Genomic DNA, 25670 nt, shown 5'->3' with positions numbered 1-25670 from the left:
GTCATTAAGACTCAAATCCACAAGGGAGTAAATTCTATCTCCCTTGGGGGATAGGTCTGCTTCCTTTTTGACAATAAGGAAATAAAAATGTACGAACTAGACAATATATTAGAACTTCAACGAGAGTTAAACATATGGGAAATGGAAGAGGCATTTGCCGAAATCAATTCGATCTATATAGAAAACTGCGAAAATGTAGTTGCGGCTCAATTTGGAGGCAATTAAATGAATAATGTTGTAGCACAAAAAACTGAAATTAAATTCAGCATCGTTTTTAGTGTATACGCACTAATAAAATTTTACCTCAGAGGACTAAATAGCGTAAGTTATGCACATCCTCTTGCAGGCAAGCTGCAGCAAGCAAAAATGGGAGAGCGAATCGCTCTTGAAGTGCACGATCCGGAAGCCGGTTCATATACAGTTGTTGCTGTTAGAAAATCTCCAACAAAAGCCATTATTATCACTGGCTGGAGAAATGACACAGACAATAATATTATTCCAATGGCAAAAGAGCTTATTGAAATACTTTATAAAGTAATTTTCGGTAATGGATTGAGCTCATGGGACATTAAAAAGGAGAAGAAGAAATGGCTTTCCAACTAGAAAACAAAGATAGCCGAGACTTAGACTCAGAAAGAATCTTTTTTGAGGACCTGAGTCCAGAAGCACAAAAAAAAGCTTTAGCTTTACAAGGTATCGCTGATTACAGAGATGCAAATTGGGACATTATGCCTTTGGTGTATTATTATGAACCAATCAGCAATCTTTCTCAATCAGAGATAGATGATGAGGCTTTATACTTTTTAAAAAATATTGTATAATGGTATTAAAAAGAGGAGTTAAAAAATGACTGCAAAAAATACCTACGAAAAAGTATCTTTTAATCTTCCGACTAATCTAAAAAAAGAAGTTAGCAAATTAAAAGATGAATTAAAAGTTTCTCTTAATTCAATATACAAAACAGCGATTGAAGAGTATGTTGAAAAACAAGAATTAGCAAAATGGGAAAAGGGTGCAAAATTGGCCTCTAAAAACAAAAAGTATTTGGCTTTATGTGATGAACTTGGAGAAACTGGAGGGGAGTTGTATGAATATTAAACAAGGCGATATATGGATGATTAATTTTAATCCCAGTATAGGCAGTGAAATTCAAAAAGAACGACCAGCTGTAGTTATCAATAGCGATAGCATTGGACGATTTGGATTGAGCATTGTTGTGCCCATTACGGAGTGGAAAGATTTCTTTGAAGATTTTCCATGGATAATAAAAATTCAAAATTCCCCTCAAAATGGATTATCAAAGCTCTCTGCTATAGAATGCTTCCAAATAAAAAACTTTTCTCAAAAGAGATTTGTAAAAAAAATTGGAAGTATTGACAACGAGATGCTTGAAAATATCCATACAAAAGTGCTAAAAACACTCAACCCTACCTATAAAATAGCTTAAGTTTAACTTCCATATAGGGAGTTTCAATCATGTATACACATGAGCCTGAAATTCCCACTATGGGATTTTAGTGCTTTGTGTATTAAAATCCATAGGAGAATAATATGGGAGCTTTACAAACTGTAAAAAAACTAAAAGAAAACAACGAAGACCTTGAATGGTACCCGACAACGCGCGAAATTATTGAAGCAATGTATTGGGACCTACTTGGGGATAAAGTCGGCGAAGAAAAATATCGTGCCAGCGGCAAAAGATACACAATGCTTGATATTGGTGCCGGAAACGGTAAAGTATTTGATACCATAAAAGAGATTGCCCAAGAGCAACCGCTTCTTGATGAATACTATTACCACGATATTAAAAAAGAGAGTAAATCATGGAGAAACGAAAACGAGAGATACGCTAATCGTGTGTTTATTACCAAATACATGGTCATTGAAAAATCTCAGATTTTAGTCGACATGATGCCAAAAGAAACACTTGTTGTCGGTATGGATTTTGAGCAGAATACTCTGATTGACAAGCAAGCAGATGTAGTGTTTTGTAATCCGCCGTACTCTCAGTATGAACAATGGGCAACAAGAATCATACGCGAAGCAAATGCAAAATATATCTATCTTGTTATTCCACAGAGATGGGGAAAGCACAAAGGTATAGCACAGGCGCTTAAAGATCGTAAGGCAAAAGTGAAAATCATTGGTAACTTTGATTTTTTAAATGCTGAGGATCGTAAGGCTAGGGCATATGTTTCGCTTGTAAAAGTAGAACTCAACTATATGAAATATGATAAAAGCAGATACCATCGAGGCGATTCTAAAGTTGCCGTTGATCCATTTGATTTATGGTTTGAGCAGACATTTAGAATTAAAGCACAGGAGAAGGAAGATGATTATTTTTCTTCCGTTGGCAGAGCAGAAAAAAAAGAGAGAGAGTTTCAAAAAAGAGTAGAGAATGAACTTGTATCAGGGAGAGACCTGGTCTCTGTACTGGTCCAGCTTTATAATCAAGAGATGGAAAAACTTATAGGTAACTATATGAAGCTTTCCGAACTTGATGAAGAACTTTTTGCGGAACTCAATATAAAGTTGAACGAGGTAAAAGAGTCATTTAAACTCAAAATACAAGGACTCAAAAACTTATATTGGGAAGAGATCTTTAATAATCTCACAGAGATTACAAAAAGATTGACTCGCTCAACAAGAGACAAACTCAAAAACAAATTAATGGCAAATGCAAGTATTGATTTTAATGAGAGTAACATTCGATCTGTTGTTATCTGGGTACTTAAAAATGCAAACCATTACTATGAAGAGCAAATGCTTGAGCTTTATGACACATTCACGACAGAGGAGGGGATAAGACTTTACAAGTCAAATCAGCATTTTGTGAAGGATACTTTTCGTTACAACAAGCGAGATAAAAAACTTGACAAATATGCACTTGATTACAGAGTCATTCTCCATTACTATGTGGATGACTGGGATAAAAGAGAAGGCAGAGTGGCTGACAAACAGTATGAAAACATCAGAGATGTTTCTGTAATTGGAAGAAACCTTGGTTTTGCAGTAAATGACGAAGAATTTCAAAATTCAAACAAATACAACGGAAAGTTGCAATATGGAGTGAAGTCCAATATCTTTTTTGCCGTTGCAAACAGAATTCTTCCAAAAGGCACCAAAACGCTTGATGGAAAAATCAAAGAAGTATATGTGCATACAAACAAGCCAAATGAAAACGGTGAGCGTGTAATGGAAAAAGATGGTGTGCTTTATGTTTATAGTGATAAAAACAAAACTGATTGGGTTCAATATAAAATCGGTGATGCATACTTCCATGAAAATACAATACTTCTAGAGAGTGATATTTTCACAACGGTAAAACCACACAAAAACGGAAACTGCCATTTTCAGTTCAATAAAAAGTTTATGCAAAAACTAAACTTGGAAGTTGGGCGCATCAGAGGATGGTTAAAGGATCCAAAACACGCTTCAGAGGAGATGGATATAAGTATTGAGGATGCAACAGAGTATTGGAAAAGCAGTTTTACACTACTTCCTGAAAATATTCAAAATTTGCTTCCAAATATGAACATAAACATATCTGCTGAAGATGAGAATGAAAAAAACCCTGTAATAGACAACAGCGAATCTGAAATCAAAGCCAAAGATGACGAAGTTAAAAAAGAGGAGATGGAGACATCAAATCTTTATGACGAAAATCAGCTAGAGGTTTTTAAGAATGGCACGCTGTTTGATGTTGCATAAAGGAGAAAAGATGTTTTTAGGAAAAACACAAAAAGAAGAGATCATAATGGAACTGAAAATTATTGGGGACGAAGCTTCAGTCGGTACGATTGAGGAAATTGAAAAATATGGTGTAGATGCAGAATGCTTATTGTTTACAGATGTGGACAATCAGCAGGTAGCTATCAAAATCACAGAAGATATTTGGATCTATTCTCAGCAAGATAAGTTCTTTTATGATTGGCATGAGGATAGTGAGCGAGATGCAAGAGAATATAAAACAGAAACTATCAACCTTGCTGATTATTCAGTAAGTGAAGTAGAAAACAATGTGAAATATTTTTATGACTCGTTAGAAAAAATGAAAAAAGAATGCAAGCAAGATTGGAAACAAATTGCCTGTGAATGTATATTTGAAAACTAAGGAGATTAAAATGCAAGCAGAAATTAGATTTTTACAACCGGGTTTAGTAAAAGCAGAGGCGCCAAAAGGATTTGAAGATTGGACGCCTTCACAAAAAGAAAAGTGGGCACATAAAGTTCTAATAGACCTTAAGGAGGAGAAAGGAGATATTGCATTGCTTGAAGCGATGGCATATCTGGTAAATCCGACTGAAACCGGCGAGTATTTTGATGAAGCTCCGCAGGTTGCAGCAATTGAAGCAGATTGTGGCGACACAATATTGTTTGAAACTGCAGAATGGAAGGCATTTAAACTACCAAATGACAAAAAATATCTGGTATTTACCAGCTACCATTCTGCAGGCGGTCAAACAAATTTCATTGCAAACGGAATGAAAGAAGTTTCTAGATTAGTCTACGCATCTTTTAAAGGAGAAGAAATATCTTCAAAACTAGAAAGTGAAATAGAATGGTTTATAAGCGAAGTAAACGACCTGAAAGCAATAAATGATGACATGTGGAATGAATTTAGTAATGACACATGGATTACTGTAACACTTGCAGAAAAGTAATTATCCCTCCGATGGGATATAAAGGATAAAAAAATGACTGACTTTATAAGAAATTTAATGTTAGAAGAGTATGCAAAAAAAGATTTTAAAGATTTTTCAAAAGAAGGCCTTCAATGGTTTTTGACAAATTACAATCTTACTCCAGAAATGAAGTTAAAAATCGAAAAAGCGCTCATTACATTAAAAAATTAAAGTTAAATATCTTTTACTCAACTCTAAAATAAGTTTAGCTCCAAAGGGAGTTTAGTTTTAATCGACTAGATTTCCCTTTGGGGATTTCTATGTCTAAAAAGTCATGGAGACTTATTATGAAAACAATAAAAGTAAAAAAAATGTCAAGCTTCGCCGCTAACTATATAGCTGATTTAATTGCTGCAGGAATTGTGGTAAGAATTATAATAGGAGAAGCATAATGTATTGCTGCACAGTAAAAAAAGAGACCGCAACAAATAAATATCTTGAAACATTAGAAAATAATTTTGATGAGGTCCTAATAACAAAAAAAGAGAAGTATCAACTCCTTACTATTAGAGACAAAGCAAATAAAACAAACTATGATTGGATTGTATGGCTTCAGTTAAAAGTAGCTTATGACAAAACAAACAGTTGCATGAAAACATCCGATGAAAAACTTGAAGGTGTTTTAAAGGCGCTTTGTGACTGGTGGCCACTTCTTAAAAATCCAAATGATTCAAAACCAAAACAACTTAGCTTGTTTGGAGATGATGAGGAGTTTGAGGAAGAAGAACCACCGGCTCCAACAGGAGGAGAAGACAACAGATGGGCAAAGTATTATCGCGAATGTGACCGCATAAGAAAAGCAAACATTTTAAAGAAATACAGCTTTTTTGAGGTGTTTCATGATGTAGGCGAATGGTGGCACTATGACGATACAGACTTTTCCCACATGCTCCCAAAAACACAGGAAGAGATGAAAGCTCTTATTAAAGAGTTTATATCCGGTGAAATAAAGAGCAAGATACTCCAATACAATAAGATCGAAAAAGAAAAAGGGTGTTTAAAAGATATTCCTTTATCTGACTATGAGCTTTACCAAAGAACAGTCAGATGGCTTAGTTTTGATCTTGTTCCATTCCGGAAATATGCCAATATTAGCATAGATAACGGCTATCATGTTCATGAATACGAAGAGAGATATTTTCATAAATTTCACTTTAGAGGTGGAAAGATTGAGGGCAGCTCCTGGGACAATAAGAGATATGGTCGTTTCGATTTAAGAAAAGACAAGGAGTTTATCTCCTGGCTTAGAGAGTTCTATGCTGCACCATATAAAGAGTCACTGAGTGATATCGAAGTTCTAAAAAAGAACATTGATGTTTTCTTTTGCTCAACACTATGGCATAAAGCAGATGAATATCAATGGCAAGAGAGAATTAATCGTTTTGAGAATTGGAAACAGTTCAAGAGCGATCTAAATTCTTTTTTAAAAGAAAACAATATCGACGGCAGCAATGGTGGTGGTAGTGGATATTCAGTTGACGGTTACGATGCATGGTACAACAAGTGGAAAAAGGGAAACATTAAAATTTCTCAAGACAAAGAGTATCGAGCAGAGCTTGGCCGACAAACAGAAGAACTTGAGATTGATGACTATGACAGAGTTGTAGTATTTGATATCTCAGGCGATGAGATTTACAAAAAAGCATATGAGCTGTTTTACACAAGTAAAACTCCGTCATTGTTTGATCTTGTAGCATAGGAGAGTTTATGATAAATCTATATCATGTGAGCAATCCAATATTTAGAAAAAAAATTCTTAGAGAAGGATTGTTGCCAAAAGTAGGGGATTCATATATCGCTCACTATGAAGAAAAAAATATAGGACCGGTAATTTTTGTTTCAACTCAAAACGATTACGACTCTACATACGATGATGACAGATATCTTATATCTTTGTCTGATGAAGAGTTTAAAGTTCTAGAGTTTAAGATAGACAATGAAGTTCAAAACGGACTTTACACCAGACATCCCATAGCAAAAGAGAAGCTCGAACTTGTCCATAGTGGTACAGGCAAGAGTCTTTTTTAAAAAAAGCAATCCAAATATCCCGTATTGTATGGGGGTAAAAAATAATTTACTTCCCATGCAATCACAGCAATAGCTATGGGGAAGTTTCGAGGACTTAAAAATGGAAATTATATTAATAAAAATAATTGGCGGTTTTTTCCTTCTTATATTCTTATTGCTATTAAGTGAACTCGGATTGCTAAAAAAATGGTATGAAGAGATATACACACACCCAGAATCAACAAAAGTTAAGATATTTTTTGCTGAATTAACAGCGGATATATTTTATGTTATTGGAGGTTCTGCAGTGGCATCCACAGTGTTTATGTTGATAACGACTAAAAGCTTTAGTGTTCCGGCGTTTACATTTGGATTGGCATTCGCTATAATAGGTAAATATTTAAAAGAAAAATAGAAAGGATACGATATGGAAACTTATGAGATTATTGCTGTTGTTGCACTGTTTATCGGCGTAGCACTGTCAATTGGTAAGTACCAACATCTACACCGCAAGAATTAAACAACTTTTGTAAATAAAATCCCCGATAAATACTTATTAGAGTAAAAATCTTAATACTGGTTTAGTCCAGAGGGTATTTTATTGCAAAATTTCTACTTATAGTTGCTATCCAGTAGCTCACAAACCCTATGCGGGAAGACACATCAAATGTCACCCGCAAGGGTTGATGTGTGCGATTTTCTTGAAGGAGAAATTATGACAACTTTTAATATAAAAATGGATTTTCACGGAAGCTACGACGCGGCAATTACAATGTTGACAATTACAAAAGAGCAATATGAGCTTATTAAAAAAGCGCAAAAAGATGTCTCAAACTCTAAAATAATTGACGAGGCAATATTGGGCTCAAATGTTATGTCGCATGAAGACTTGCGTGAATATGATGGAAAAAAAGATATTTCAGATATTACACTGTCTAATCTGCAGGCATTCGAGTTTAAATTAGAAGAAATGGAAGTCAAATTGTATAAAAATGAGCTTCACGCATATTTTAAATATAGCGATGATGACGATACATTATATGCAGCGAAATCTATTTCAATCAAAGAGCTTGACAACTTTTTCAATCCGGAAAACTCCGAGCTTGTTGAAAAAGACAGTAATACATATTACTGTGAAATTTGCTGTATGGAAACTACATTTGATGAACAAGATAATTGCGAAGTGTGTGGAAACCATCGAGGCTCAGAAATGAGTGAAAAAGACGAGGAGAATCAAAACCTTGCCTTTGAAAACAAAATGATGGCAGAAGCACTATCAACTCTTGGGTTTTCTCAAGAAGAGATAAGCAATATCTGTGCAGGTTCATTAAAAATACAAAAACCACTCCTTAGAGTTATGCAACTCAACAAAGATGAATGTATCAGTGATGATGTATTTCATGAGTTGGTTGAGGAATCTGGTGCATCATTGCACAGAGAAGGTACTGCTGATGAGTATGCAATAATAAAAGTATTAGCAAACGAAGTCATTTAATACACATTAGTGGTGTTAAAATACTTCGCATTGTCAAAAAGTCGCTCATAAGAGCCAATCCCACCAGGGACAAGACATACCATGTCAAATCCCTGTGGGGGGATTGGTATGTCTTTTTTATTCTCATAAAGGAGACATTGTGACAATAGTAAATTTAAAAACAAACGGAAAAACCTTCAACGCTTCTAATTTTGATACAAATTTTGACATTCTTGAAGCTTTAGCAGTCAAAAATAATGATGTTCTATCAATAAGATATGACTGCAAGACAAAAGAAGCAAGTTTGGAGATATTATCTAATCCAGAAAATGCAAATGATGATTTTTTGGATTTTGTCAACAGTTTTGAAGATAACTATAATCCAACAGAGTATCTCATTGATCAATACCAAAAATATCTATACCCTTTTTATAACGGGGATATTATGGAAGATGAGCTTGTTGAGTATATTGTATATAGAGATACAGATCAAACAATTTGTCTGCTGGACAAGGATAAGATAGAAATAAAAACATCAGAAGATACAGGAATCATTATTGATAAATTCAAAAATGATAAGTTGATAGATACACAAACTATATTTTTTGATGATTACGAACAATTTCCAAGATTTGTTATTAAGGTCTGGGAAACAGAAGAACTAAGAGATATCGGCGAAAGCATTGAGGTTGAATGCCACTACACTTTTGTTAGTGCAAAAGCTGCCGCTGAAACTATCTGGAACAAAAACAGTTATGCTTGCGTAGAAGTGCAAGACGAAATAAATTGCTACGAAACAATGTTGCATTTCTCGTAACAATTTTCCGTAAACAAATCTAAATAAAATAGTCGCTCATAAAGAGCTAATCCCAAACGGGGTAGAGACACACAAGTCATTTACCCCAAAGGGGTTGGTGTGTCTCTTTTGTATATCAGAGGAGATAATTTATGAAAACTTATTTAGTGCCATTTGAGGCAGAAGAAACAGTATGGAATAGTTGTGTTGCAAAAGTAGAAGCAGCTTCAAAAGAAGAGGCTTTTGCCAAAGTGCAAAATTCAATAGAAAGCGGAAATCCGTTTCGTGATTTCAATGCAGATTGGGATGGTGCAAACACAGCAACTTCTGAAGTTGTTGAAACCACAAGATATTGCATTGGCGATGAGTACAATTGCACAGTTGAAGATGTAAAAGAAGTCAATGAGTTGGAAGTAGAATTAACTTTTAGCGCGTTCGATCTTCTTAGACTCGAAAAAGATGCAATATATTCAGCTGTCGAACAACAGCTTGATGGTGTTGAAGTTTTAGATATGGAAATTATTCCAAGCAAAATATCCGGTACAGAAGTAACATACAGATGTATTCCAACGGATTACAAATTAGAGTTTCAAGTGCGTGCGTACTTTATGGATATGGATGAAGATCCAACAACGCCATATGAAGAGGAGACATACCAAATTCATTGCAAAACTGAAGCAGAAGCTTTGGTTGCTGCTAGAGATTTGGCATATGGCTCCGAAACAGCTTCAGGTGTTAATGTAAGCGTCGAAACCGAAATAGAGTAAAAAAGGCATTAGCCACAAAAGAGAGAGAAAATTTCTATAGTGGCTAATGCCATTATAGTATCCCTCGTTTTGTGGCTTTCGTAACGAAAATCAAAAAAAACAAAACAAGGAAAATATTATGACAAACGAAACAAAAACAATAGCAGCAGAACTACTAGGTGCAGAAATTGCAGACACAATAGAGATTAAAGATGTTCACTTTAGAGCAACTTATAACTACTGGAACGAGTATGACAATGCTGAAATTTGCAGCAATATCGTAATTAGTGCAAAAAAAGAAGATTTATCTTTTTATATTGTATTTTATTACGGTATAGGTCGCAAACAAAACGAAACCGAAAGCCGTATCTGGTTGATATCTGAGCAAGAGAGAGAATCCATTTCTATGGAAGCAATGCTCTCTCCGGCAATGTATCATCACAATCAAACTCTATCTGAAGAATTGGATTCTATTCGCTACGAATTGGATAAAAGATTTTTCAGCGATGATGAAGGTATTCAAAACGATGATCCTTTATTTATTGAGGATTATGCAGGAATGCTTGAGAATGCGGCGTTTATTAAAATCAACATGAAAATTAATAAGCAAAATCCTACAAAGGCAGATGTTGAAAAACTTCAGGGAAAACTAGAAGAGGTTAAAGAATTGCTGGATGAAAAAATAGCAGAAAATAATCTTAATGTTGTTTTAAACAGTCCATTGACTCCTCTTTTTGCAAAGTCTTTTTTACATGATAATAAAATCACTGCAATTAGACGAAATCAGGTAGTGGAGTCACCAGACTACACACCAGTAAAAGGAAACGTAATTGAGCTTATCTCCGAAGATAAAGATTTTGAGCCAATTGTTTATGAAATAGATGATGGTTTTATGAATCTTTACGGAGAGGGGATTTGCTCATATGAGGATTTTTCAGCCATAGAAAATATTGACATCAATGAAGCTGAAGCAATTTTTGATCTGTTTGACGAAAGTTTCAACAGAGACGGAGAGTTTCAGGTTAGAAAAATCACTATGCAACAATTAAAAAAAGACGAAAATGTTTTAAAAAACATATATTCGACTTGCTCTGAAGTTTGCGAAGGTGAGTTTGCCGACTATCTTTATGACAATATGGATGAGATGTTTGCGCAGCCGCATAATATAGCTTTAATTACAAAGGCTATTCAGGATTTTAGATCTTGGGGTGCTGCAGAAGATGACGAGGAAGTGTTTGCCGAAATCAGCTATGTGCAAGATGTTACGGTTACTGACATCAATTGGGATAGTGGTAAAAAGAAACTTCCAAACTCGCTAGACATCAGCGTTCCAATGCGAATTTTTGAAAACGAAGATCCAAAAGATTACGATCAAATCGCAAGTGATTATATTGGCAATTTAATATCTGATCGCTACGGATTCCTTCATGAAGGGTTCTCAGATACATTCGATAAAAATATGCATTTTATCAATGAATTTCATGATTATATGTATGCTGATGGCAAATTAGTCGAAGCTGGTGTAAGAATTGGTATTGAGAAAGATAAAAATCTACTCTTAGATAAAGGTATTTTCTATGCACATTTGCCTAGAAATATTTTTCTTTCCAAAGAAAAAACTGAAGAGTGTTCAAATTGCAAGAAAAGTATAGCACCAGAAGATGAGGCATATACTAACTTCTCTAACGGGAAAACACTATGTGATTCTTGCTCTGTTATGTGTGAGTCTTGTGGAAATTATTTTCATGAAGATGGCGGAAACAGGGATGGTGAAAATATTTTTTGCTGCTACGGTTGTTTGCAAAACAATCAAGACACTTTAAGATTAATCCAGCTTAAAGATGATGAAGGAGAGATATTGCTGGCAAGCACTAGCTTGACTTCAGATGAAATTATAAAAGCTGTTTTTGATGAAAGTGATAACACAATGGACTACGAAGAGAAGCTAAATGCTTATGCAAAAGCTAATTCTAAAGTATTTAAGCGTGTTTATGCTGAATTGGAGATAATATAATAATCACCCAAGTTGGGGAAAGCATTTGATTGCACTTCCCCAACAGGGTGAAGCATGCCATTGTTTTCCCTTAACAAATTATTTTTAAATAAAAAAACAAGGAAAACACAATGAAAAAAATTACTACAAACACAAAAACACTTTCAAATGCAGTTGCAATTGCTAATACATATACATCTAAAGATGGTGATTATGCAGGAGCTATTACTTTTGTTGGAAACGACGGGATGATTGAAGTTAAAGCAACAGACAATATGCAAACTATTATCTTTAAAAATATTAGCTTTGTGTCTGCGGATTTAACAGATAACAGCTTCGATGCAATTACACTTGATGGCAAAAAGCTTGCTACTGTATTGAAGGTAACAAAAAGTGATGAGGTAATTATAGAACTACACGAAGATCACATTGTTGTCAAAAGCAGCAGAAGTCGTGTGAAAATAAGTACACAGGCAAAAGCACAAGAGATTGAAATAGAAAAAGGATATGGAAAAACGCTAGAAATTGGCAACTCTATAAAATCTATTCATTATTTAGTGCATGCCATAGATACGAATAATCCAAAGTTTGAACTGAACGGATTGTTTATAAATGTAAAAAAAGGCAATGTTGATATGGTGGCAACAGATTCAAAAAGACTCGCAGTAGTTTCAAGTGAAACTTCTATGGAGGATATGCATCTGATTTTGCCTCGTCAAACAGTATTGACAATAGACAAACTCTTTAGTGATGTGGATATTGAAACGGAGGCAGATGATGTATTATTTTCAATACACTCTCCTTTTATAAGCTACTCCACAAAACTTATTAATGGTAAGTACCCAGAGTACAAAAGAATTTTACCAACAAGCTTTTCACAAACAGTGATGCTTAATGTAAAAGAGTTTAAAGAAACAGTAGAAGAGGCCTCAATGTTTGAGTCTGATATTTTAATTACTATCAAAAATCAAGCATTGGCTGCTTCTGATATTAGCAAAAACACAAATGTGCAAATGCAAAAAGATGAATCTATGTATATTCATACAGATTTGCAATTTGCAATTTACGCAAAATACATCTTAGATGTTCTTGCATCTTGCGATTCTGAAGAGATTCAACTCTGTTTTAATGACAGTAATATTCCAATTGCCTTAAAAACAGGGGAATTTCAAGAAGTTATAATGCCGATTGCACTTCCTGATGTGGAAGAAAATGAATCTAGTGATTCAAGAGAGGCAGCGTAATGACAAAGAAAGAAGCAAAAAAAATTGCAAGAGATATCGCGGGAGTAAAAATGCTCTCAGATGTAAAAGCATTGTATGTTTTATATGTAATGCAGGAGAAAAAAAGTTCTCTAAATCTTGATGATGCTATTGAGTGTTTAGAAAAATACTTATTCGGTGGAAGCAAAAGCGACGATCTCATTATTTTTATGAGAGATGAGAATAACAATATTGTCGAATCCGTAAAATGCACAAAAGAAGAGAGCTTCAGACAGCCATACCGTGCTTTAATTGACCAATGGGAAGCCAATCAACTAAAATCATTAATATATGACATGATTGAAAACGACCTGCTTCCATGGGAACAAGAACTGAAGCATATGGCTTTAAAAAGTAAGGTATAAAAGGAAATGTTTATGAAAAATGCAGCTTTCACATTAAAAAAAGTAGGAGAAGATGATTACTCTCTTTGGATGACCACATCTCCAGAAAATAGAGATTCCGGAATTTCCATACGGGGAACAAAAAAAGAACTTCTGGATGATATACCAGTAGATCTTGATATTCTTTTCTATATGGCGGATACTGAAAATCCAAAGGATGCTCTAAAGCATGTTGAACTAGGAAAAAGCATAATTGAAAGACTTGCGAGTTTTTTCTTTGAACTTAACTATGAAAACATAGAAGAGTATTTAAAAGCTGAAGCTGAAAGAACTGAAATAGAGTTTAATCCACCAAAAAACAAAGTGGATGCAAACTACTATGAAGATTTTATAGCAAAAGTTATTGAATATGATGCGCGTCATTATGGAAAAGATTACATCATTCAACTATTCAATGAGTTTCTAAAAGAATAGAAACTACTTAACAAAAAATTAGTTTAACTCCAAAAGGGAGTTCATAGCACGAGCAATCGTACAAGCTAGGACTCCCCTTGGGGACTCCTATGCTTTTTAGTCTGGGAGGACACAAAAAAATGAATGTAGCAAAATACATCGTATTAACAAAAGATAAAAAAGAGGTGCGTTTTTTCGCAGCAGGCATAGTGAATGAGTATGGTACTTTTACAGGTATCATACATGACTATACCGGCGGAGGAAACTATGAGGAGAAATTAGTATTTGAGGATAAATGGATTCCAGAAGTGGATTCAAACAATGAACCGTTAGAGTGGGATACGCAAGTTGAGATTTTCAATACGCTCTCATCTTTAACGGTTGATAAAATTGAAGATTCACTGGATAGATTCATTTGTTATGATACTGAAGTTTTCAACTATGTTCCTCAAAACGGAATGATGAGATACTTTGATCCTGATGGTGTACTGGTTGACAATATGTCACTTCGCACTCCTTATGGCCTGGGCAACACCTCTTTTGTAGATGGATATAAAATTGTTGATTCAATCGAATACAACATAAGCATGGAGGTCGCATAATGAAATCAGTTATGAGTTTTCCAAATAGAGGACCTTGGGGCAAAAGCAATTGGCGTGGTAACACAAGTGGTCATGTAATCCGTGAGATTATAGAACACTTTAGTCCAAAGCTGTTTGTCGATGCCTGTGAAGGGTCTGGAACTAGCGGTGATGTATGTCGAGATATGGGAGTTGAGTATGCAGGATTAGACCTTTATAAAGGTCAAGATTTTACAAAGGATTTTATCCTTGATCAACTACCACGACCTGCTGATATTGTTTTCACACATCCACCTTATGCAGATATGATTACATATTCTGGAGAGGTTTATGGAAATGAAGCAATAGCAGGAGACACATCAAGATGTCAATCACCGGAAGAATTTATCTCCAAGAGTCAAGTGATGCTAATGAACCAAAGAGAGGCTACGAGAGAGGGCGGTATTTATGCCACCTTAATTGGAGATCACAGAGGTGGCACACTCGGTCGTGGAAATTTCAGAAGTTATCAGAGTGACTTTATCCAAATGATGCCAAAAGATGAGCTTTTGAGTGTAACTATCAAGTTGCAACACAACTGCTTATCTGATAATCGTCAATATAGTGGAAGCTTTGTGCCAATTATGCATGAGTACCTTCTGCTTTGGAAAAAGAAGCAAAAATCGCTCTTTGAAATATCTTTTGATATGGCAAGCGAGATGACCAAAAGAGTTGCCACAACCTGGCGAAATGCAATACGCATAGTTATGATGAAGCTAAAAGAGGCAAGACTTTCAGACATCTACACAGAGGTTGAAAAAGTTGCAGCTAATCTTGTAGCTAATAATCCAAATTATAAAGCAAAGATACGCCAAACACTTCAAAAGCATTTTACAAATGTCGAGCGCGGTGTTTGGGCGGTAGCGTAATGAAAATCTATTTTGCATGCCCGACAGGACAAAGAAGAGATAATATTGTCAAAGACTACGGAGATAAATTTGGTGCTTGTTTAACACGAGACATTTTCAATAATGTAACTGCCAAACAAATGCCTTGGTTCTTTGATAATGGTGCTTTTTCGGATTGGAAAACAAAAAAACTTTTCGATTTTGAAAAATTCACTAAGCGTCTCTTGGAAATCGAAGGAAAAGTAAGATTTAAAATCTTACCGGATCCTGACTTTGTAGTCATTCCAGATATTGTCACAAAAGGAAATCGTTCACTTGTATACTCTAATGCTTGGATGGAATATCTCAATCACAATTTTCCATACTTCAAATACTATCTTGCAGTTCAAGATGGAATGAGTATTGAAGATGTTGAGAACTATATTCGAGAGAGAATGTATGACGGACTGTTTTTAGGTGGCACAAAATCATGGAAATATGAAAATGGAGAAAAATGGGTTCAACTCGCACACAAATATGGATTACCAATCCATTGTGGAGGAGTTGGAACAAGAAAAAATATATTGTGGGCTAAAATGGCAGGTTTTGATTCATGTGACAGTGGTGTCGCAATGATACATCCCATGCATCTCAATGATGTGCTGAATATGGATAGAGAACTGCTTTGGTCTGCATAATAAAAATCTAAAATATCCCGTATTGTATGGGGATAAAAACTTATTTCCCATACAATCAAAGCAAATAGCTTTGGGGAAATTTTAGAGGTAAAAAAATGATATATTTAACTTATTTGTTTTTCACTTTGGTATTTGTTTATAACACACCGCTTTTTGACACCTTTATTGACTTCATAAAGAAAAAACCTATCATTATTATAGTTATTGCCATTATTGGGGATGCATTATATATGATAGGAGGTGGAATTATTGCCGGACTTATAGTTAATGTTAGACTTGATAAATTTACACTTTTTGTGTTGATTAACAATTATGGTACAATAATGGTAATAATAGGTGCAGTTATAAGAGAATACTTCAAGGTATTAAGAAAAGGATAAATTATGGAATTACTAATAGGAATAGGAATGGTGGCAATGTTTATCATGATTGGTCTCGTGAGAAACCAAAAAAATGAAAACAAAAAAGATTGTTGTAAAATATAATCTTTCAATAGCCACAACTCTTTCTTTAAAACCCCCTCTAAATACATAATATTGTTTAATTGGAATTTTACTGATTCAGTTCAGAGGGTATTCTATTGTAAAAAAAACAGTTAGTCATTAAGACTTAAACCCACAAGGGAGTAAATTCTATTCCCTTGGGGATAGGTCTGCTTCCTTTTTAACAATAAGGAAATAAAAATGACATATAACAAACTGATAGAGTTAATAAAAGAAGAGAATACAGGAATAGCAAAAGGTTATTCAATTTCTTTCTTGCAAGATGAATTTTCTTTTGGAAAAACAGAAGAAGAACTTTTGGCTTTATTTAAAGAAGACTTGGCAATATTTAAAGGTATTGAAAATGTTTTCTTAAAATCAAAAGAGCCAATGGAAGGAGATTTTGTTGAATATAAAAAAGGGAAACTTGCTAGAATATCTCGTCTTCACAAAAATGACGATATACAGCTATCTAATAAAATTGGTGTATATGTTTCCAATACTGGTTCACAGGCAAGTGGATGCACTTGGGACCCGGAAGTAGATCATGAAAAAATAAACACATCAGACTTAATAGCAACAACAAGAACCAAAAAAGGTACTTGCTGGACATTTAGTCAAAACCTATCTGGTAAAGACAGAAGTGTCTATTTTGAAATCGAATTCAAAGTATGGAGCGTAAAATGAAAAACTCTATAAAAGAGATTCAAACTCTATACTTGAATCAAGAAAAACCTCTTTATGTTGCATATAGCGGTGGTAAAGACTCTACTGTAACACTTGATATAGTTGTTAAAGCTATCATGGAATTACCAGCAGAGCAAAGGCTTAAAGAGATAATCGTTATGTTTAGCGATACACTCTTGGAGATGCCACCTGTAATAGGTCAAATTCAAAATTCTATCGAAAGTTTTAAGACTTTTTGTGATGAGAATAAACTTCCGTTTATTTTCAAGCAAGTAAGTCCTGAATTACAAGACACTTTCTGGTCAAAACTCATTGGTATTGGTTACACATTGCCTCGTAGAGATTATAGATGGTGTACCGATAGAATGAAAATAAAACCTATGCAAAAAGCAATAGACGAGGTAGTTGAAGCATATGGAGGATATATAGCCGTAACAGGTGCTAGAAAAGACGAAAGTGCTGACCGAAAGGAAAGACTAGAGTCAAATGCTTTAGAGGGCTATTTACACCTTAAAAAGCATTCTGATAGCAGATGTTATCTATTGGCTCCAATAGAAGATATGACACAAGATGAGGTTTGGGACTATATATATACCAAATCAGAGTCTTGGGTTGACAAGAATGGTCTGGGTGTAATTTACAGTGAAGCTGCCGGAGATGGAGATGAATGTACTTCAGTTTTAGAAGGCGGTGAAACAGGAAATAAACCAGGCTGTTCAAAAAGTGCGAGATTTGGATGTTATATCTGTCCTCTTTTTGAGAAGGATAAAACACTCAATAATCTTGTGCAGGGAAATGAATATCTCTCATACCTAGAGACATTTAGAAATTGGCTAGTTCAATTTCGAGATGGACACTGGGATAAAAGAGATGTATACAATCATAGAAACTTTAAAAAGATTGAATACGATAGAGATACACATCGTTTAGGTATGGTCTCACCTGGTGGCTACACTTTGGAATTTCGTTATGAAATCTTTTTAAGATTGATGGAGATGCAAGAGAAAGTGCAAAAAACAAACCCTGAATTTCAAGCAATCTCAATTGCCGAACTTGAATTTATTCAAGACAGATGGCTAAAAGAGGGCGATTTGGAATTAAGAGTTGTTGAGTATATGGAGTATCACTATGGAATTGAAATCAAATACGACAAAAAGTTGTATGAAAATGCAATTGCGCTGCAGATACTTCAAGGCAAAGAAGATTCAGCCACTATAGGCTCACTTCAATACTATTCGCATCAACATCAAACTACTAGGTACTTCGTACAACTAGCACAACAACTTCAAGAAAAAACAGGTAATGCAAAAGAGTGGATATATGCACTTAGCGGGTTATCATTGAAAATTTCTCAAGAAGAAGCTGTTGCTTTTGTATTGGAACTGCCTGTTGAAACAAAACAATATCATCCGACAAAAGACATGGAAAAAATCTATCGTCAAGAATGGACAACAGACACAATTAATTTTGTGACTATTGAAAAGCTTGTCTACAATAAGGCAATTCAAAAGCCTTCAGAGAGAGATCTGTTTGGATATGTCGGAGAAAGAGCAGAGGAGTTTACTAAATTGGAAAGTGTTCAATCAAACAATTATAATTGGGAAGAAGATCCTAACTTGTCGTTTGAGGACAAAATTGCCATTTTAGAGGACGCTATAGATTATAACCGAGAGGAGATAAAAGCTAATCGCAGAGAGGCTTTATGTTATCAAAGGTTGGAAGCAATATAAAAGGAAAAAAATGAACAACATCATGCAACTGCTTGATGCAGAAATAGCGCAAGTCGCAAAAACAACAAAACCTGTTCACGTTCGATTGAAACATATGGGTAATGGAGTTTATAAAGGTTTTTTGCCTTTTAAGATTGAAGGAGACTTTATTCTTAATTCCAAAAAACTTGACAATGTGCCAGTATTGGTAGATTATCAAGAGGACCATGTGGTAATCGAGCTTGATAGCAATGAAGAAAATATCAATGCGTTTTTAAGCAAAGATGAGGCTTCATTGCTTAAAGCTGTCAAGGAACAGGTGCGAGGAGAACTGAAAGAGAAACCATCTTTTGTAATAGGACCTCCGGGTACTGGTAAAACAAAAGTTATTACCAAAATCTTGGAAGAGGCAATTAAAAACAATCTAAAAGTTCTAGTTGCATCTCCGACCAATATGGCCGTAGAAAATGTGTTTGAGCGCATTGATGCAAAAGCCATTGGGTTAAAAGATGGAGAAGTTATTTTAACCATAAAAACAGAACTTGAAGATTTGCAGGAATTTTCACCAGAAGCAATCAAGCGCAGAAAACTGCAGCCGATTGAAGATGAATTAGAAATCCTGCAGATGGCTAAAGCAGATATGGTTAAAAGAAAAAGAGACGCTCAGCCAACGCTAGAAGCTCAGAAAAATCTCAAAGAAGCTGCCGATACAAAATTAGCAAATTTTCAAAGAGATTTTAGAGAGTTATCCAAAAGACAAAAAGAGCTAAAAAGCTCTATTGATGAAACAAACAATAGGATTAAAAGCTTAACAGGTAATGCATTTCTTAAAGGTGTTGCCAAAGTCTTTATGGGTAATAAACTTGAGGAGCTAGAAGAAGAGCGAGAGAAAAAAGAAAAAAAGCTAAAAACTGTTCAAAATGAGATAGATGCACTTGAATCTAAAATACAAGTTGCTCAAACAGAAACAGAGGAAGCTAAGAAGTCTTTTACAAAAGAGCATGACGCCATATATGAGGCAACTGTTGCAATTGATAAAATCAATAAACGAATAAAACACCTGCAAGAAAAAGCCGAGGAACTAAGACAATTAAATCTTTACAGTTCAGCCAAGATTGTAGGTGCAACACTCGTGAATGCAACACTCAATCAAAAGTTACAGAATGCAGAATTTGACTTAATAATAGTAGATGAGGCATCAATGGCTTTGACACCATATATAACGATTGCAGCTCAAGCATTAAGAGAAAAAGCAAAAGGTATAAAAAAGATTTCATATATTAAATCTGATGATTTGTATGAAGCGCAAAACAAAGCTGTCAGTATGGCTCTTAATTCAAGACTTGTTCTTGTTGGAGATCCAAAACAGCTTCCGCCTATTGCAGAAACACGCGAGATGAAAAAAACCATTTTTGAAGTATATGGAGCAGACAGAATATTTGAAGGAGAAAATCCAGAAAATACAGTATTACTTGACATTAATTTTAGAAATCATCCAAAAATTACCGCATTGGCATCTAAGCTGTTTTATGGTGGATTACTTAAAAGTGGTAAAGAAGATGATGGAAAAGATGCGCTTTTTGTAAGAAAAAGCAACTCAAAAATGGTTTCAAGTGATGGTAGCTATATCAATAACATTAATATGAAAATAGTTGTCTCACAAGTAGAAAAAGCACTTAAAAGAGGGCGAAGAAGTGTAGGAATAATTACTCCATACAGAAAACAAGCCCTTTTAATAGAAGAAAACCTACAGTATCTTTTTAAAGAATATCCGGATGCGGATGTTCAAGCAGGTACAGTCCATAAGTTCCAAGGAAAAGAAAAAGACATCATTATTTACGATCTGACTTTTTCTCCATCAGAAGATGGGCGAATACCTGCGACATACGATGGTGATAAAAACTCAACAGCAGCTAAATTGCTAAATGTGGCAATGACACGAGCTGAAGGGTTTTTTATTATTGTCGGGGATGTTGAGGGTATCCTGAAACTTAAAAACCAAAATTTGGTTTTAAGAGAATGGGTAGAAGCAATAGCACAATAGTGCTATTGGAAAAATGATATAATAAGGAAAAAATATGAGCAATTTAATGAGCAAAACAAAAGTAGATGATTTTTTGATTGAAATGATTTCTCCAAAAGTAAAAGAAATTGAAGAAAAATTCACAAACAATCAGTCATTATCACAAGATGATATAAACACATTATTGTTAAAATCTCAATACAATCACATTAACCATCTTGATCAAAAATTAGATGAAGTAGTGGAAGATGTAGCTAGTTTAAAAAATGATTTTAAACTATTGGAGCAAAAAGTTGAACAAAGATTTGAGACTTTTGAACAAAGATTTGAGACTTTTGAGCATAGAATAGACGCTACGATTCAAAAGGCATTAAACAAAAATATGGTTTTAATTGTTAGTGCCGGTAGCATATTGGTTCTTGCATCAAAACTTATTGACAAAATATTTACATAGTAAATGTTTAGGCTGCTCTTTTAACGATTTTGTTAAGAGCAACCGTAAGATTTAGATATATTTTTTGTCAATGAAGCAAGTTCCCAAAAGGCAATTTCGACATAACAATTTCATGCTGATTAACATACCTTTTGCAGTTTTCTCCTCCAAGTTTTATCACAAACCTTTCAAAAAAACCCCGTTGTCTAACACGGGGATGAATTGAAAAAGCTATAAGCTTTTAATGCTTTCACGAAAAATCAGTAACAGAAAAAAGACTCATTCTAATTGTTTTATCATACAATTTCTGAAAGTTTTCTACAATTAATTGATTTTCTTTTGTATTGTTTTTTCCAAGTTCTGGATGTTTTTTATCCCTCCATAACCCTAGCAAATGTGATTTGGTTATCTTTTTATCGCTCTTGAGTATATCTCGAACATCTTTAACGGCTTTTAATAACAATTCTGAATCAATATAGTGTGTTTTATCTGCATATTGGATAGGATAAAGTGCATTCGAGAGTGCTTTTTTTGAGCTTAGTAAAACATGCTCAGGCTTACTGCTGCTAACTTTTCTCATAATCACAAATGGAGGTTTTAGCATATATGGATTTTTTATATAATCTTTAAATCTAAAACCTTCTTCTGATCCTGCTTGAGTAAGTTTTTTTATCTGTTTGTTTTGAACCAAAGAATCACCAGTAAGTTTTAAAACCGGTAACGTCATTCCCCACAAGGCAGTTTGTGAGATAAAATTGCTATTATTTATAAGATATGTAGTTGTAAATGTTCGCAATTTTGTGTTAACATAGGACCCCACTCCCTGTATTCCTTTTTTATCAACCTCATCACTAATACAACACCTCATCCCTTTTTCTCTATTGTCATTGATAACTTCCCATCTCTGTTTTGTTTTGTCTTCTTCGAGTTTTATACCTTCAATTTTTGGCAAACCAAGTTTTCCAGAAAGCAAACGAGCAACATAACCAAGACCAGATTCAAAACTCAAATCATCAAGCACTTTAAACTTTTTATTTTTGCTTGAGTTATCTGTGTATTCAATTAGCGCAGTAGATGGCATATAACACGCTACAAGGTCTTTGTTTGACCAATAAGGTGGAATTGCTCTATGAAATGCTATCTTCTTGCTATCAACAGCAAAACTGTCAACAGGAACTGGTTTTGCAGGAGTGGTTTTATTTAGAATGATAGATTTATCTTCATCCATGGCTTCTATTATAAAGCTGGACACTTTCCCAAACCCAATATTTCTTTTTTTTCCGATACCTTTGATGTTTTGCAATAGTGCAATTAGTCGTTTTTTATCTGCTCGAATATAGAAATAAATTTCTGGTGTGACAATAATTTCTTCACTCATCGCAAATGCTTTTGCAGTTGAAGATAGAAAATCATTAGATACTGGCTTTTTTGCAAATTTATCAGTAATATCGAAAATCTTTTTTGGTTCCGGTTTTTTATAAAAAGATGTAAAATCTAGTTTGAGCGGATTATCTTTAGGTATATACCAAATGGACCCACTAAAAACCCCGTTTTCTTTAGCAATGAAATCAATCATTGATAAGTCATCGCTATACTCCATGTGCTTATTCTTTCTGCGGACAATTTTAAAATATTCCGCAATAAGCATGCTATCTAATGTTGTATATCTATCCATTATGAATGGTGTTTCAAGCTCAAAAGTGACCTTGAAGTTTTCCAATGTGTTTCGATCTAGTTGTTGCATTCTTTTTCCTTTTTGAATTTTTAGGAAGCTCCGCCATTTATGGCGGGGTAGTTCACTCTCTGATAAAATCAGTATGTGTGCATCAGATGCTTTTTGAATGATTTTTGACTCTTTTGTTATAGCCACCCTACAAAATCAGTATGTGTACATCATTGAAATTTTTGATGAACTTCTATACTGGGTTATAGCCACCCTATAAAATCAGTATGTGTACATCTTTATATTATATTTTTCAATTCATTGTACAGTTATAGCCACCTTGTAAAATCAGTATATGTATAGCTTTTCAGATTTTACGAATGATAGAATGTAAATTTAAGCCACCCTATAAAATCAGTATGTGTACATCTACTGAGAAGTTGTTGAAAATAACAGAGGAGTTGTAGCCGCCCTATAAAATCAATATGTGTATTTCACAAGAAATAGTTGAGATTAATGAGGTAGTGCTATAGCCACCCTATAAAATCAATATGTGTATTTCACAAGAAATAGTTGAGATTAATGAGGTAGTGCTATAGCCACCCTATAAAATCAGCATGTGTATATCTGCACTACCAAAATCTCCTACAATCACAACTCCTTTATTTTTTTTATTCTTCCATAACCCAAACCAAACTTATATCCAAGCTGTTGAGGTAAAGAGTATGTACTTACAAAACGCGCCCATATTGCAGGATGATACTCAAACGTTCCATTGTGATAGTATCTTGTAGTGAAATGCTTAAACTCCTTAAAGGTAATCATTCCGTCCATTACGGCATCAAAATCTTCACCAAAATACTCTTTTATCTGATACCTTACAGAATCAAGCATTAAGTTTTCAGCATATGCTTTTAAGCCTTCAATGTCGTTTCTGTTTTTGAAATCATTATAAATAGCATGATCTGTTTTTGAAGCACCAATAATAAGAGGTTTCATTGTGACATATTCAATACCACGAGTCTCTTTTATGATACCAAAGTGTGTATTCTTCCGAGGAACTACTCTATCAACTTTCAAATCCAAACCGTTGAGTTTTATTTCTGGATTGAGTGTAATTCTTGATATTAAATGCTCTACAGCATCCATGATTTCATCTTTGTGATCAACATATGTAGTTACCTCAAAATACTTTTCCGTAGGTTGAGTGTATATAAAGGGAGCAGGTCTATTGTCGTGCCATAAGAACAACGGTTTGTATTTGTCAGAAACAATACTGCCGATATATCTTCTTATATCATTTGAAAATAAGGCATCTTTGCCTTCTTTTTTTATGCTTCCTGTGTAGTAAACTGTAAGTTTCATTTTTTTCCTTATTAGTTTTGCAAGTCTCTCGTAAATTCAGTATGTATATTCGTTACTTGTTAATAGTACGAAAAACTTTAGGTTTGTAGCCACCCTACAAAATCAGCACATATATAGCGAAATGTCAAATCTACCTATCTCAATTGAGGTGTTATAGCCGCCCTATAAAATCAGTATATATAGCCAAATTCCACAAAACACTGTGAAGCAAGGCAGTGAGAAAGTAAATGTTAATTTACTTCTCATTAATCCTATCAAGCATTTCGCTAATTTGGATATTTTTTTCATCTATATTTTCAAGCCATTCCTCAAAAGCAGCTACGCATTTTGATGCATCATCGTCTAAAGACACGCTAACGGACGCATTGCTTAAAAAATCATTCCATTTTGAGCGAATAACACTTTTGCCAAAAGTAAGCTCATAATTCATCTTTCCTCTACCATGAGAGCCAATCGCACCAAGCTGTTTTTTTACTAATTTGATAAGTGAAGATATCAGCAGGCCTTTTTCGATGTCTGTAAGCTTGTCGGTGCTGACTATGCTTCCATAAAAATCTGTTCCGGCATGAACTTCTTCAGTGCTAATAACATGACTTGCATTGAGGTTTTCGACATCTTTGTTCTCTCTTGAGTTCTTAACAACTTCATCCCATTCTTCAAGCGTTTGGAAAGTAAAAATCTTACTATTCTCACTTCGTCTTTCCATATCATCTACTTTGTATTGCACTTTTATAGATGAACACTTTGCGTAATATCCTCCATTATCATTTTTGGATTTTGCTATGGGGTAAACAAGATTTCCATCAGGATCTTTCTCTTTTGGAAACAAAGGAGAAACGCTGACTTTTCCACTAACTGCAAGAGAAACACCAAGATATGAAACAACTGGATTTGCCTCTCTGATTTCTCTCTCTTTGCCTATTGGACAATTTGTATAGCTAACATTGCCACCTGCATTTTGAGCATGAAATGATTTTCCAATAACTATTGCATTTTTGCCAAGACTTATGTCTTTTTCTATTGCCTTATCATATAAAATTCTCGTTGAAACACGTCTCAATGCTCCTCTAAAACCATTTGCTGTATAAATAGGTAATTTTACAAACACTTTTTCATCGCCAATTGGTACATACATTGGCATTTTTTGGATTGCAGTATAGCTTACTTTTGAACCATCAATCATCGTCTCTTCGACACCAGATATTTGGCAAAGCGGCGTTACTGCAGTCGCTTTTATTTTGATTTCCATAATTTTTTCCTTCTTATGTGTATTTTAAATTTTTAGCATCTCTGTAAAATCAATATGTCTATTAACAATAATAAGTGAAATAACATTTTTGTGTTGAAAAGTATACTTTAATTCTGATACAATGTCAATTATTATTAAGTCTAAAAGGTCTATG

General features: G+C 34.4%; 30 protein-coding genes. 27 read left to right on the top strand and 3 right to left on the bottom strand.

Going from position 1 to position 25670, the window contains the following annotated elements:
* The first annotated feature begins 87 nt into the window (after nucleotides 1–87).
* The 27 genes from MLC44_RS07135 to MLC44_RS07005 all read left to right on the top strand — a co-directional run bounded on the left by MLC44_RS07135 (nucleotide 88) and on the right by MLC44_RS07005 (nucleotide 21260).
* A complete protein-coding gene (locus tag MLC44_RS07135) occupies nucleotides 88–225 on the top strand; it encodes a hypothetical protein (protein ID WP_188109485.1) in 138 nt (45 codons plus the stop codon).
* Nucleotides 226–603, top strand: coding sequence for a hypothetical protein (locus MLC44_RS07130; protein WP_434656660.1), 378 nt, complete (start codon nucleotides 226–228; stop codon nucleotides 601–603).
* Entirely contained in the window at nucleotides 588–821 is a 234-nt protein-coding gene (locus MLC44_RS07125) for a hypothetical protein (RefSeq protein ID WP_434656657.1), read from the top strand. Before MLC44_RS07130 ends, MLC44_RS07125 begins: the two co-directional genes overlap by 16 nt.
* 25 nt (nucleotides 822–846) lie before the next feature.
* Nucleotides 847–1098 carry a hypothetical protein gene (locus MLC44_RS07120; protein WP_434656654.1) on the top strand — a complete coding sequence of 84 codons (252 nt, stop codon included), beginning with the start codon at nucleotides 847–849 and terminating at the stop codon, nucleotides 1096–1098.
* Nucleotides 1088–1447, top strand: coding sequence for a type II toxin-antitoxin system PemK/MazF family toxin (locus MLC44_RS07115; RefSeq protein WP_152184424.1), 360 nt, complete (start codon nucleotides 1088–1090; stop codon nucleotides 1445–1447). Before MLC44_RS07120 ends, MLC44_RS07115 begins: the two co-directional genes overlap by 11 nt.
* 104 nt (nucleotides 1448–1551) lie before the next feature.
* A complete protein-coding gene (locus MLC44_RS07110; protein ID WP_434656652.1) occupies nucleotides 1552–3711 on the top strand; it encodes a DUF4942 domain-containing protein in 2160 nt (719 codons plus the stop codon).
* A 10-nt stretch (nucleotides 3712–3721) separates the two neighbouring features.
* On the top strand, nucleotides 3722–4114 hold the full coding sequence (locus tag MLC44_RS07105) for a hypothetical protein (RefSeq protein ID WP_152184422.1): 393 nt from the start codon (nucleotides 3722–3724) through the stop codon (nucleotides 4112–4114).
* Nucleotides 4115–4124: 10 nt separating this feature from the next.
* Entirely contained in the window at nucleotides 4125–4664 is a 540-nt protein-coding gene (locus MLC44_RS07100) for a hypothetical protein (protein ID WP_152184421.1), read from the top strand.
* A 33-nt stretch (nucleotides 4665–4697) separates the two neighbouring features.
* A complete protein-coding gene (locus MLC44_RS07095) occupies nucleotides 4698–4856 on the top strand; it encodes a hypothetical protein (RefSeq protein ID WP_188109484.1) in 159 nt (52 codons plus the stop codon).
* Between the two features lie 220 nt (nucleotides 4857–5076).
* Nucleotides 5077–6384, top strand: a complete 1308-nt coding sequence (locus MLC44_RS07090; RefSeq protein WP_152184420.1) for a hypothetical protein — start codon at nucleotides 5077–5079, stop codon at nucleotides 6382–6384.
* 8 nt (nucleotides 6385–6392) lie between these two features.
* A complete protein-coding gene (locus tag MLC44_RS07085; protein WP_152184419.1) occupies nucleotides 6393–6713 on the top strand; it encodes a hypothetical protein in 321 nt (106 codons plus the stop codon).
* 100 nt (nucleotides 6714–6813) lie between these two features.
* Nucleotides 6814–7107 carry a hypothetical protein gene (locus MLC44_RS07080; RefSeq protein WP_152184418.1) on the top strand — a complete coding sequence of 98 codons (294 nt, stop codon included), beginning with the start codon at nucleotides 6814–6816 and terminating at the stop codon, nucleotides 7105–7107.
* Between the two features lie 300 nt (nucleotides 7108–7407).
* Complete coding sequence (locus MLC44_RS07075) at nucleotides 7408–8187, top strand: hypothetical protein (RefSeq protein ID WP_152184417.1); 780 nt, start codon at nucleotides 7408–7410, stop codon at nucleotides 8185–8187.
* A gap of 139 nt (nucleotides 8188–8326) precedes the next feature.
* The gene (locus MLC44_RS07070; protein ID WP_152184416.1) at nucleotides 8327–8983 is read left to right on the top strand and encodes a hypothetical protein; all 657 of its coding nucleotides are present in this window, start codon (nucleotides 8327–8329) and stop codon (nucleotides 8981–8983) included.
* Nucleotides 8984–9114: 131 nt separating this feature from the next.
* Entirely contained in the window at nucleotides 9115–9729 is a 615-nt protein-coding gene (locus tag MLC44_RS07065) for a hypothetical protein (RefSeq protein WP_152184415.1), read from the top strand.
* Nucleotides 9730–9847: 118 nt separating this feature from the next.
* Nucleotides 9848–11722: a hypothetical protein gene (locus MLC44_RS07060; RefSeq protein ID WP_152184414.1), complete on the top strand. Its 1875-nt coding sequence runs from the start codon at nucleotides 9848–9850 to the stop codon at nucleotides 11720–11722.
* Between the two features lie 110 nt (nucleotides 11723–11832).
* Nucleotides 11833–12945 (top strand): DNA polymerase III subunit beta, encoded by a 1113-nt coding sequence (gene dnaN, locus MLC44_RS07055; protein WP_152184413.1) that lies wholly within the window; start codon nucleotides 11833–11835, stop codon nucleotides 12943–12945.
* The gene (locus MLC44_RS07050; RefSeq protein ID WP_152184412.1) at nucleotides 12945–13328 is read left to right on the top strand and encodes a hypothetical protein; all 384 of its coding nucleotides are present in this window, start codon (nucleotides 12945–12947) and stop codon (nucleotides 13326–13328) included. The genes dnaN and MLC44_RS07050 overlap by 1 nt, the downstream gene beginning before the upstream one ends.
* Before the next feature lie 12 nt (nucleotides 13329–13340).
* Nucleotides 13341–13781, top strand: coding sequence for a hypothetical protein (locus MLC44_RS07045; protein WP_152184411.1), 441 nt, complete (start codon nucleotides 13341–13343; stop codon nucleotides 13779–13781).
* A 119-nt stretch (nucleotides 13782–13900) separates the two neighbouring features.
* Nucleotides 13901–14362, top strand: a complete 462-nt coding sequence (locus tag MLC44_RS07040) for a hypothetical protein (RefSeq protein WP_152184410.1) — start codon at nucleotides 13901–13903, stop codon at nucleotides 14360–14362.
* On the top strand, nucleotides 14362–15249 hold the full coding sequence (locus MLC44_RS07035; protein WP_152184409.1) for a hypothetical protein: 888 nt from the start codon (nucleotides 14362–14364) through the stop codon (nucleotides 15247–15249). The genes MLC44_RS07040 and MLC44_RS07035 overlap by 1 nt, the downstream gene beginning before the upstream one ends.
* Nucleotides 15249–15905, top strand: coding sequence for a hypothetical protein (locus tag MLC44_RS07030; RefSeq protein WP_152184408.1), 657 nt, complete (start codon nucleotides 15249–15251; stop codon nucleotides 15903–15905). Before MLC44_RS07035 ends, MLC44_RS07030 begins: the two co-directional genes overlap by 1 nt.
* Before the next feature lie 95 nt (nucleotides 15906–16000).
* Nucleotides 16001–16285 (top strand): hypothetical protein, encoded by a 285-nt coding sequence (locus tag MLC44_RS07025; RefSeq protein WP_434656643.1) that lies wholly within the window; start codon nucleotides 16001–16003, stop codon nucleotides 16283–16285.
* A gap of 303 nt (nucleotides 16286–16588) precedes the next feature.
* Complete coding sequence (locus tag MLC44_RS07020) at nucleotides 16589–17074, top strand: hypothetical protein (protein ID WP_152184406.1); 486 nt, start codon at nucleotides 16589–16591, stop codon at nucleotides 17072–17074.
* A complete protein-coding gene (locus MLC44_RS07015) occupies nucleotides 17071–18804 on the top strand; it encodes a phosphoadenosine phosphosulfate reductase family protein (RefSeq protein WP_188109483.1) in 1734 nt (577 codons plus the stop codon). Before MLC44_RS07020 ends, MLC44_RS07015 begins: the two co-directional genes overlap by 4 nt.
* Before the next feature lie 10 nt (nucleotides 18805–18814).
* Nucleotides 18815–20827 carry a DEAD/DEAH box helicase gene (locus MLC44_RS07010; RefSeq protein WP_152184404.1) on the top strand — a complete coding sequence of 671 codons (2013 nt, stop codon included), beginning with the start codon at nucleotides 18815–18817 and terminating at the stop codon, nucleotides 20825–20827.
* A gap of 34 nt (nucleotides 20828–20861) precedes the next feature.
* Nucleotides 20862–21260: a hypothetical protein gene (locus tag MLC44_RS07005; RefSeq protein WP_152184403.1), complete on the top strand. Its 399-nt coding sequence runs from the start codon at nucleotides 20862–20864 to the stop codon at nucleotides 21258–21260.
* 229 nt (nucleotides 21261–21489) lie between these two features.
* On the opposite strand, the gene MLC44_RS07000 is transcribed toward MLC44_RS07005, so the two are convergent.
* The 3 genes from MLC44_RS07000 to MLC44_RS06990 form a co-directional block, all read right to left on the bottom strand.
* Nucleotides 21490–22983, bottom strand: coding sequence for a hypothetical protein (locus tag MLC44_RS07000; RefSeq protein ID WP_152184402.1), 1494 nt, complete (start codon nucleotides 22981–22983; stop codon nucleotides 21490–21492).
* Between the two features lie 570 nt (nucleotides 22984–23553).
* Nucleotides 23554–24267, bottom strand: coding sequence for a hypothetical protein (locus MLC44_RS06995; protein WP_152184401.1), 714 nt, complete (start codon nucleotides 24265–24267; stop codon nucleotides 23554–23556).
* Between the two features lie 235 nt (nucleotides 24268–24502).
* Nucleotides 24503–25516: a hypothetical protein gene (locus tag MLC44_RS06990; protein WP_152184400.1), complete on the bottom strand. Its 1014-nt coding sequence runs from the start codon at nucleotides 25514–25516 to the stop codon at nucleotides 24503–24505.
* Between the last annotated feature and the right edge of the window lie 154 nt (nucleotides 25517–25670).

Source organism: Sulfurimonas sp. NW9 (assembly GCF_051132275.1).
Lineage (GTDB): Bacteria > Campylobacterota > Campylobacteria > Campylobacterales > Sulfurimonadaceae > Sulfurimonas > Sulfurimonas hydrogeniphila.
Note: the sequence above shows the minus strand (reverse complement) of the source record. Positions and strands in the feature narration are given on the sequence as shown.

What these genes read in the sequence shown, in the direction of transcription:
- MLC44_RS07110 (WP_434656652.1), top strand. Translation starts at nt 1,552, where the DNA reads ATGGGAGCTTTACAAACTGTAAAAAAACTAAAAGAAAACAACGAAGAC.
- MLC44_RS07045 (WP_152184411.1), top strand. Translation starts at nt 13,341, where the DNA reads ATGAAAAATGCAGCTTTCACATTAAAAAAAGTAGGAGAAGATGATTAC.
- MLC44_RS07040 (WP_152184410.1), top strand. Translation starts at nt 13,901, where the DNA reads ATGAATGTAGCAAAATACATCGTATTAACAAAAGATAAAAAAGAGGTG.
- MLC44_RS07020 (WP_152184406.1), top strand. Translation starts at nt 16,589, where the DNA reads ATGACATATAACAAACTGATAGAGTTAATAAAAGAAGAGAATACAGGA.
- MLC44_RS07060 (WP_152184414.1), top strand. Translation starts at nt 9,848, where the DNA reads ATGACAAACGAAACAAAAACAATAGCAGCAGAACTACTAGGTGCAGAA.
- MLC44_RS07035 (WP_152184409.1), top strand. Translation starts at nt 14,362, where the DNA reads ATGAAATCAGTTATGAGTTTTCCAAATAGAGGACCTTGGGGCAAAAGC.
- MLC44_RS07030 (WP_152184408.1), top strand. Translation starts at nt 15,249, where the DNA reads ATGAAAATCTATTTTGCATGCCCGACAGGACAAAGAAGAGATAATATT.
- MLC44_RS07115 (WP_152184424.1), top strand. Translation starts at nt 1,088, where the DNA reads ATGAATATTAAACAAGGCGATATATGGATGATTAATTTTAATCCCAGT.
- MLC44_RS06995 (WP_152184401.1), bottom strand. Translation starts at nt 24,267, where the DNA reads ATGAAACTTACAGTTTACTACACAGGAAGCATAAAAAAAGAAGGCAAA.
- MLC44_RS07050 (WP_152184412.1), top strand. Translation starts at nt 12,945, where the DNA reads ATGACAAAGAAAGAAGCAAAAAAAATTGCAAGAGATATCGCGGGAGTA.
- MLC44_RS07090 (WP_152184420.1), top strand. Translation starts at nt 5,077, where the DNA reads ATGTATTGCTGCACAGTAAAAAAAGAGACCGCAACAAATAAATATCTT.
- MLC44_RS07025 (WP_434656643.1), top strand. Translation starts at nt 16,001, where the DNA reads ATGATATATTTAACTTATTTGTTTTTCACTTTGGTATTTGTTTATAAC.
- MLC44_RS07000 (WP_152184402.1), bottom strand. Translation starts at nt 22,983, where the DNA reads ATGCAACAACTAGATCGAAACACATTGGAAAACTTCAAGGTCACTTTT.
- MLC44_RS07100 (WP_152184421.1), top strand. Translation starts at nt 4,125, where the DNA reads ATGCAAGCAGAAATTAGATTTTTACAACCGGGTTTAGTAAAAGCAGAG.
- MLC44_RS07065 (WP_152184415.1), top strand. Translation starts at nt 9,115, where the DNA reads ATGAAAACTTATTTAGTGCCATTTGAGGCAGAAGAAACAGTATGGAAT.
- MLC44_RS07005 (WP_152184403.1), top strand. Translation starts at nt 20,862, where the DNA reads ATGAGCAATTTAATGAGCAAAACAAAAGTAGATGATTTTTTGATTGAA.
- MLC44_RS07120 (WP_434656654.1), top strand. Translation starts at nt 847, where the DNA reads ATGACTGCAAAAAATACCTACGAAAAAGTATCTTTTAATCTTCCGACT.
- MLC44_RS07085 (WP_152184419.1), top strand. Translation starts at nt 6,393, where the DNA reads ATGATAAATCTATATCATGTGAGCAATCCAATATTTAGAAAAAAAATT.
- dnaN (WP_152184413.1), top strand. Translation starts at nt 11,833, where the DNA reads ATGAAAAAAATTACTACAAACACAAAAACACTTTCAAATGCAGTTGCA.
- MLC44_RS07095 (WP_188109484.1), top strand. Translation starts at nt 4,698, where the DNA reads ATGACTGACTTTATAAGAAATTTAATGTTAGAAGAGTATGCAAAAAAA.
- MLC44_RS07130 (WP_434656660.1), top strand. Translation starts at nt 226, where the DNA reads ATGAATAATGTTGTAGCACAAAAAACTGAAATTAAATTCAGCATCGTT.
- MLC44_RS07080 (WP_152184418.1), top strand. Translation starts at nt 6,814, where the DNA reads ATGGAAATTATATTAATAAAAATAATTGGCGGTTTTTTCCTTCTTATA.
- MLC44_RS07105 (WP_152184422.1), top strand. Translation starts at nt 3,722, where the DNA reads ATGTTTTTAGGAAAAACACAAAAAGAAGAGATCATAATGGAACTGAAA.
- MLC44_RS07135 (WP_188109485.1), top strand. Translation starts at nt 88, where the DNA reads ATGTACGAACTAGACAATATATTAGAACTTCAACGAGAGTTAAACATA.
- MLC44_RS07075 (WP_152184417.1), top strand. Translation starts at nt 7,408, where the DNA reads ATGACAACTTTTAATATAAAAATGGATTTTCACGGAAGCTACGACGCG.
- MLC44_RS07010 (WP_152184404.1), top strand. Translation starts at nt 18,815, where the DNA reads ATGAACAACATCATGCAACTGCTTGATGCAGAAATAGCGCAAGTCGCA.
- MLC44_RS07015 (WP_188109483.1), top strand. Translation starts at nt 17,071, where the DNA reads ATGAAAAACTCTATAAAAGAGATTCAAACTCTATACTTGAATCAAGAA.
- MLC44_RS07125 (WP_434656657.1), top strand. Translation starts at nt 588, where the DNA reads ATGGCTTTCCAACTAGAAAACAAAGATAGCCGAGACTTAGACTCAGAA.
- MLC44_RS06990 (WP_152184400.1), bottom strand. Translation starts at nt 25,516, where the DNA reads ATGGAAATCAAAATAAAAGCGACTGCAGTAACGCCGCTTTGCCAAATA.